Genomic DNA, 6,968 nt, shown 5'->3' on the forward strand with positions numbered 1-6,968 from the left:
ATAATGTTCTTAATGTGTTTTTTAATTTACTATGTATTATGATCAAAAATAAATTTTTACTATGAGAAATATTAAATTAATATAAATTTATGTTTTATAAACAACAAATATTAAATATTTTAATTTATTCTAATAATTAATTATTATGAATATCAAATTATTTATAATAAATAATAATTTTATATTTGTTTATAATATACAATATTTATAATAATTTTAATTTAAAAAAACAATGATTTATAGTAAAATGGCATTATCAGGAATGGTAGTAACTCCTCATCATTTGGCAAGTGGAACTGCATTATCAATATTAAAAGAAGGTGGAAACGCAATTGAAGCTATTGTTGCAGCAGCAGCAACAATATCAGTTGTTTACCCTCATATGAATGGATTAGGTGGAGATGGTTTTTGGTTAATAATACCTCCTCAAAGAGAACCAATAGCTATTGATGCTAGCGGTACTGCTGGCTCTTTAGCTGATTTTGATTTTTATCGTAATGAATCTTGTATTCCACATCGTGGTCCAAAATCAGCTTTAACTATAGCTGGCACACTAAGTGGTTGGAAAGAAGCACTTTGTATTTCTGCTGAATTAAATATAAATAAATCAATTGCACCAATATCATTAAAACGTTTACTAAATGATGCAATTCTTTATGCTAAATACGGATTTCCAGTTACTACATCACAATTTAATGCAACTAAAAAAAAATTGACAGAATTAAAAAACCAACCAGGTTTTGCTAAAACTTTTTTATTGAAAGGTGAAATACCTGTAGTAGGTGATCGCTTTATTCAACCGGAATTAGCAAGAACATTAGTTCAATTAACTGAAGAAGGCATTGATAGTTTTTATCGAGGAAATTTGTCAAATCACCTAGCAAAACAAATGTCAAAACTTAAAATGCCTATAAATCTTCAAGATCTAAATGAATACAATGCTTTTCGATATAAACCATTACATATTGCTCATAGTACAGGGGATATATGGAATACAATGCCACCAACACAAGGAATTGCATCTTTAATGCTTTTAGGAATTATTGATAAATTAAATATGAAAAATGCTAATAGTACACAAACAGTACACCGTATTGTAGAAGCTACAAAAAAAGCTTTTTCATTAAGAGATAAATATATTACTGATCCTAAATATATTTCTAAAAATTTAAAATTGCTTCTTACTGAAGAAAATTTTATTAAATTAGCTAATCAAATTAATGATAACAAGGCTTCATATTGGAGAAAAACAGAATGTGGTTCTGGTGATACAGTTTGGCTAGGTGCAATAGATAAAAATGGGTTAGCTGTATCATTTATTCAAAGTATTTATCATGAATTTGGTAGTGGAGTCGTAATACCAAATACTGGTATTATTTGGCACAATCGTGGTGTAGCTTTTAGCTTGAATCCAAAACATATTTTAGCATTATCACCTGGAAAACAACCATTTCACACATTAAATCCAGCTGCTGCAAAACTTAAAGACAAACGTATTATGGTTTATGGTTCAATGGGAGGTGATGGTCAACCTCAAATTCAAGCAGCTATCTTCACTAGGTATGTAATTCAAGATTTCCAACTTCAAAAAGCAATAACTATGCCAAGATGGATACTTGGAAGAACTTGGGGAGATTCTTCGAGTTCTTTAAAAATTGAAAAACGTTTTACATTCAAAAATATCAAAAAATTACAATATCTAGGTCATAAAATAGAACTTTTATCTAATTTTAGCGAGGAAGTTGGTCATGCTGGTGTCATAGTACGTCATGATAATGGTACGTTAGAAGGGGGAAGTGATCCACGTTGTAATGGAAGTGCTTCTGGATTTTAATAACAGGATATAAATAAATATGAACAACATCATTGATTGGCAAGAATATGTAATGCAAATGGAAATATTGATGAATTTTAATTTAGATAAACTCAATCACTCTGAAATAATCAAACAAATAAAAAATATTTCTAATATAGCAACACCTTTAATGGCATTTCCATTAGAAGATCGTATACCAGTAGCAGGAGTTTATAATTTATGAAATTAAGTAATGTTTCAATTTTAACTTTAAATAAAGCAATTCAAAAAGGAGATATCAGTGCAAATGAAATTGCAAATAAAACTATTGAAATGATAGAAAAAAATAACCCAAAATTAAATGCTTGGACTGAAATTACTAAAAAACGTATATTAAAAGAAGCTGATATTGTAGATAAAAAAAGATTAAAAGGTGAACAATTAACATTGTTATCAGGTATTCCTTATGCAGTAAAAAATTTATTTGATGTGTGCGGATACACTACTTTATCTGGAGCTAGTTTATTTATTGAACAATCTATAGCTCATAATGATGCTTGGATTATATCAAAGTTATCTCAATTAGGTGCAATTCTTTCAGGCATGCTGAATATGGATGCTTATGCTTATGGATTTACTACAGAGAATAGTTATTTTGGAACTACTTACAATCCTCACGATTTAACTCGTATAGCAGGAGGTTCATCTGGCGGTTCTGCTGCTGCAGTAGCAGCAGGATTAGTTCATTTTTCGTTAGGTACAGATACTAACGGTTCAGTCCGCGTTCCTGCTTCATTATGTGGTATATTTAGTTTAAAACCTACTTTTGGAAGATTATCTCGTACTGGAACTCATACTTTTTGTTCTAGCCTTGATCACATTGGTTTATTCGCACGTAGAGTTGAAGACCTATCTATAGTATATGATCATGTTCAAGGCAAAGATATTAAAGACTTATTCCAAGTTAAATGTTCTACTAATCTAACTTTAATTAAATTGAATAAAAAAAGAAATAAATTAAGATGTGGTTTGTTAAAAGGATTTTTTTCATATTGGTGTAATGAAGATGCTCATAAAGCGATGAATGTTGCTGGAAAAGAACTACGAGCTGATGATGAAATTATTATTCCAGAAGCAGAATTAGCACGTTCTGCTGCTTTTATAATAACAGCAGGAGAAAGTGGTAATCAATATTTACCTTTATTAAGGCAAATACCAGAAAAATTTGAACCAAATTCTCGAGAACGTTTACTGGCTGGTGCAATAATGCCAGCTGCCTGGTATATACAATCACAACGTTTTCGTTACTATTTCAAACAACAAGTATTACCATTATTTAAAAAATTCGATGTATTGATTGCCCCTGCAACACCATGTACTGCTATTTCTATAGGCCAACAAAATATTTGTATTAATGGTCATGATTTACCTGCAAAATCTAGTATGGGTATGTTAACCCAACCTATTTCTTTCCTTGGTTTGCCTGTTTGTACAGTGCCATTTCTCACACAAAGTGGATTACCAATTGGTCTTCAACTTATTGCTGCTCCTTTTAAGGAAGAACTAACATTATATGCAGCACATATCTTAGAAAAAAAAGGATTAACCATGCCGCAAATTAGTATGACAGACAAATAATTACATATTGTATATTATAACTTATCTATAGTATAAATTAGTTATTTTTTATTGTAGTATTAGAATGTTTATCTATCCAATGGTCTGATATTTGCTGACGAGTACAAATCCATATATCCTTATAATTATGAATGTAATTCAGAAATTTTTTTAAAGCATTAAACTTTCCTGGTCGTCCTATAATCCTACAATGCATACCAATAGACATCATTTTAGGTTTAATTTTACCTTCATCATATAAGACATTAAATGTATCTCTTAGATAAATAAAAAAATGTTTAGCGGTATTAAACCCTTGTGGTAAAGTAAAACGCATATCATTACAATCAAGAGTATAAGGAATAATTAAGTGTTTTTTTAAACTTCCATCTTTACAATTTACATATGTCCAGAAAGGCAAATCATCTCCATAGTAGTCACTGTCATAAGTAAAACAACCTTGTTCTATTAGCAAACTTCTTGTATTTGGACTATCGCGACCAGTGTACCAACCAGTTGGAAGTTTTCCAAAAATATCTGAATACAATTCAACTGATTTATGAATATGTTCACGTTCTATTTCAATATCTATTGTTTGGTAATTAATCCAACGAAATCCATGATTAACTACGTCATAATTTGCTTGTTTTATTGCTTTAACAATCTCATAATTTCTAGTTAAAGCCATAGATACTGCAAAAATTGTCAATGGTAACTTTCTCTTTTGAAATTCGTTGTGAATTCGCCAAAATCCTACACGTGAACCATATTCATAAAGTGAATCCATAGACATATGTCGATTTGGATAACTATCAGTAATAATAAGGTCAGAAAGAAATTTTTCAGAATATTTATCACCATGTAATATATGATTTTCAGCTCCTTCTTCATAATTTAAAACAAATTGAATTGCTATACGAGCATTTTTTGGCCAATTAGCATGAGGTTGATTAGATCCATAACCAATTAAATCTCTTGGATAATTTTTATCTGACGAAATTTGTTTTATATAATTATTATTTATCATAAACTTATTTTAATATTATAATTTCTTAACTTAAATGTTGAAATATACCTGAAAGTTTCTTATAAGAAGGAAAATCTAAATCACCATATTTACTAATACCTAAAGATAGTTTATTGAGTAATTCAACCATATTGATTGCAGCAATAATACCATCTATAACTGGTATTTGAAGTTCTTCTGTTAATAAGGGAGCTAAATTAGACATAGCAGCACAACCTAAAATGATAGCACCAATACCATCATTATTTTTTGCTTTCATACAACACTTAATTATTTTTTGGTATGCTTGTTCTTTATTTTTTGCTAATTCTAATACTGAAAAATTAATATCATGTATTGCAGCACAATGTTGCATAAAACCGTATTGGTGTAATAATTGTTTTATTATTATTAAAGTACGTGGAAGTGTAGTTATTATAGAAAATCTAGTTGATACAAATGTAGCAACATGCATAGCTGCTTCAGCCATACCAATTACAGGTCTGACAGATATTTCACGTGCTGCTATTAGGCCTGGATCTCCAAAACAGGCTATAACATGACCTAACACACCTTGTAACCTACCAAGTTTTACCTGATCTAATACACTCATAGCAGCGATTATTCCATCAAAACTTCCTTCAATCGATGATACACCTCCTTTAGTTGGTGAAACCACTGTAATATCAATATTATTTAATTTTACTTTTTTAGTCGTCTGATTGATAATTTTGGTAACTTCTATGCTGGTATTAGGATTAATTACTTGAATTAATTGCATAATATCACCCTTTGAAACAAAAATTTTGTTAAAATAAATCATAAAAATGTTTTAATAATTATTAAAAATCACAATTTAAAATTGACCAATTCTAATTTATAATTACAATTTTTGATGAGAATATTATTGTTAATATCAACAATATAATACTGTATATTATTGGTTAATAATATTTTATAAAGAAATTTTATTGACAAAAATTTATATTATCTAATAATTAATAGGTATTATAGACTATGGTGATTATTAATCATTTATCATTATGTTGATGGAAAAGATATTTATTATTTATTTTTTTGTTTTGAACTTAAAGATGGTTATTTTTAGAATTTTTATTAATTAAATATTTTATAAGTATAAAAAACATATGCTTACTTAATAAATCAATTATGCTTTAAGCCATAAACAAAAACCTTTTTTTTGTTTAATTAAATCTATAACTTTTTCATGAGCTAATATTTCCTTGTCATTAGCAAGAATAATCTTTAAAGATGATTCTCTTTTATTAATGTTTTTAACATTATAATCTTGATATTTTTGTTTTTCATTATCCTTTGAAAAAGACAAGGATATCTGACCACCAGTCATCATTAAAAAAACTTCAGATAAAAGCTTAGCATCTATTATTGCACTGTGTAATTTACGATTACTAATATCTATTTTATAGCGCATACAAAGAGCATCAAGGCTATTTCTCTTACCAGGGAACATTTTGCGTGATATTTCAAGACTATCTGTAATGCGGCAAATATTTTCAATACTTTTTATACCTATTTTCAATTTACTCATTTCATAATTTATGAAATCAATATCAAATAATGCGTTATGAATTACTAACTCAGAATCTTTAATATAATTAATAAATTCTAGAGCTATTTCTTTAAAAGTAGGTTTGTTATATAAAAAATGATTAGAAATGCCATGAATTTTAAATGATTCATTATTTATTAATCTATTTGGATTTAAATATTTATGAAAATTATTTCCTGTTAAACGACGATTAATTACTTCAACAGCACCTATTTCGATTATTCTATGACCTTCATAATAAACTCCAGTCTTATTTATTCCAGTTGTTTCAGTATCTAAAAATATTTGACGATTAGATATAATACTCATATATAAATTTTGTTCTATTAATAATATATTGATTGAGTGTATAATAAAAATGTATAAAAAAATAGAAATATTTACAGATGGATCTTGTTTAAAAAATCCTGGACCTGGCGGATACGCTATAATTTTAAAACATGGTTCTTATGAAAAAATATTTAGCGCTGGTTATTATCTTACCACAAATAACCGTATGGAGCTCATGGCAACTATTATTGCATTAGAAATTTTAAAAAAAAACTGTGATATAGTTTTGAATACTGATAGTCAATATGTACGTTACGGTATTACTACTTGGATTCATAGTTGGAAAAATCACAATTGGAAAACATATAAAAAAAAATTAGTAAAAAACATAGATCTTTGGCGAAGACTTGATATAGCAATTAATCATCATACAATTCAATGGAAATGGATAAAAAGTCACTCAAACCATCCCGAAAACAATCGTTGTGATGCATTAGCCCGTAGTATAGCAAAAAATCCTACATATTATGATTTTGGATATGAAATATAATTTAAATTTTTTAATCTTTATTATTAAGACAACAAATTAATTATCAGACAATTTATGTAGGTACTTCGCAGAAAAGCATTTTTATATAAATAAGTAAGGAGGTGATCCAACCGCAGGTTCCCCTACGGTTACCTTGTTA

General features: G+C 28.1%; 7 protein-coding genes. 4 read left to right on the forward strand and 3 right to left on the reverse strand.

Annotated elements, in window-relative coordinates; genetic code table 11:
• Positions 1-232 precede the first annotated feature (232 nt).
• Genes CRV09_RS03375 through CRV09_RS03385 form a run of 3 tightly spaced genes read left to right on the forward strand, consistent with a single transcriptional unit; the run spans position 233 to position 3,433 of the window.
• The gene (locus CRV09_RS03375) at positions 233-1,834 is read left to right on the forward strand and encodes a gamma-glutamyltransferase family protein (RefSeq protein ID WP_136132725.1); all 1,602 of its coding nucleotides are present in this window, start codon (positions 233-235) and stop codon (positions 1,832-1,834) included.
• A gap of 19 nt (positions 1,835-1,853) precedes the next feature.
• Positions 1,854-2,039, forward strand: a complete 186-nt coding sequence (locus CRV09_RS03380) for an AtzG-like protein (RefSeq protein WP_136132726.1) — start codon at positions 1,854-1,856, stop codon at positions 2,037-2,039.
• Positions 2,036-3,433, forward strand: a complete 1,398-nt coding sequence (locus CRV09_RS03385; protein ID WP_136132727.1) for an AtzE family amidohydrolase — start codon at positions 2,036-2,038, stop codon at positions 3,431-3,433. The genes CRV09_RS03380 and CRV09_RS03385 overlap by 4 nt, the downstream gene beginning before the upstream one ends.
• A gap of 37 nt (positions 3,434-3,470) precedes the next feature.
• Here the strand turns inward: CRV09_RS03385 and puuE are convergent, their stop codons facing one another.
• The 3 genes from puuE to dnaQ all read right to left on the reverse strand — a co-directional run bounded on the left by puuE (position 3,471) and on the right by dnaQ (position 6,318).
• Positions 3,471-4,439, reverse strand: coding sequence for an allantoinase PuuE (puuE, locus tag CRV09_RS03390; RefSeq protein WP_136132728.1), 969 nt, complete (start codon positions 4,437-4,439; stop codon positions 3,471-3,473).
• A 25-nt stretch (positions 4,440-4,464) separates the two neighbouring features.
• Positions 4,465-5,199 carry an aspartate/glutamate racemase family protein gene (locus tag CRV09_RS03395; protein ID WP_136132729.1) on the reverse strand — a complete coding sequence of 245 codons (735 nt, stop codon included), beginning with the start codon at positions 5,197-5,199 and terminating at the stop codon, positions 4,465-4,467.
• A 387-nt stretch (positions 5,200-5,586) separates the two neighbouring features.
• On the reverse strand, positions 5,587-6,318 hold the full coding sequence (gene dnaQ / locus CRV09_RS03400) for a DNA polymerase III subunit epsilon (protein WP_136132730.1): 732 nt from the start codon (positions 6,316-6,318) through the stop codon (positions 5,587-5,589).
• 49 nt (positions 6,319-6,367) lie between these two features.
• Between dnaQ and rnhA the strand changes: the two genes are divergently transcribed.
• Positions 6,368-6,829, forward strand: coding sequence for a ribonuclease HI (rnhA, locus tag CRV09_RS03405; protein ID WP_136132731.1), 462 nt, complete (start codon positions 6,368-6,370; stop codon positions 6,827-6,829).
• The last annotated feature ends 139 nt before the right edge of the window (positions 6,830-6,968 follow it).

The sequence above is a fragment of the Candidatus Pantoea edessiphila genome (assembly GCF_002933345.1).
GTDB lineage: Bacteria > Pseudomonadota > Gammaproteobacteria > Enterobacterales > Enterobacteriaceae > Pantoea_C.

Excerpts from the sequence above, each read along its gene's own strand:
- CRV09_RS03375 (WP_136132725.1), top strand. The coding sequence starts at position 233 with ATGATTTATAGTAAAATGGCATTATCAGGAATGGTAGTAACTCCTCAT.
- CRV09_RS03380 (WP_136132726.1), top strand. The coding sequence starts at position 1,854 with ATGAACAACATCATTGATTGGCAAGAATATGTAATGCAAATGGAAATA.
- CRV09_RS03385 (WP_136132727.1), top strand. The coding sequence starts at position 2,036 with ATGAAATTAAGTAATGTTTCAATTTTAACTTTAAATAAAGCAATTCAA.
- puuE (WP_136132728.1), bottom strand. The coding sequence starts at position 4,439 with ATGATAAATAATAATTATATAAAACAAATTTCGTCAGATAAAAATTAT.
- CRV09_RS03395 (WP_136132729.1), bottom strand. The coding sequence starts at position 5,199 with ATGCAATTAATTCAAGTAATTAATCCTAATACCAGCATAGAAGTTACC.
- dnaQ (WP_136132730.1), bottom strand. The coding sequence starts at position 6,318 with ATGAGTATTATATCTAATCGTCAAATATTTTTAGATACTGAAACAACT.
- rnhA (WP_136132731.1), top strand. The coding sequence starts at position 6,368 with ATGTATAAAAAAATAGAAATATTTACAGATGGATCTTGTTTAAAAAAT.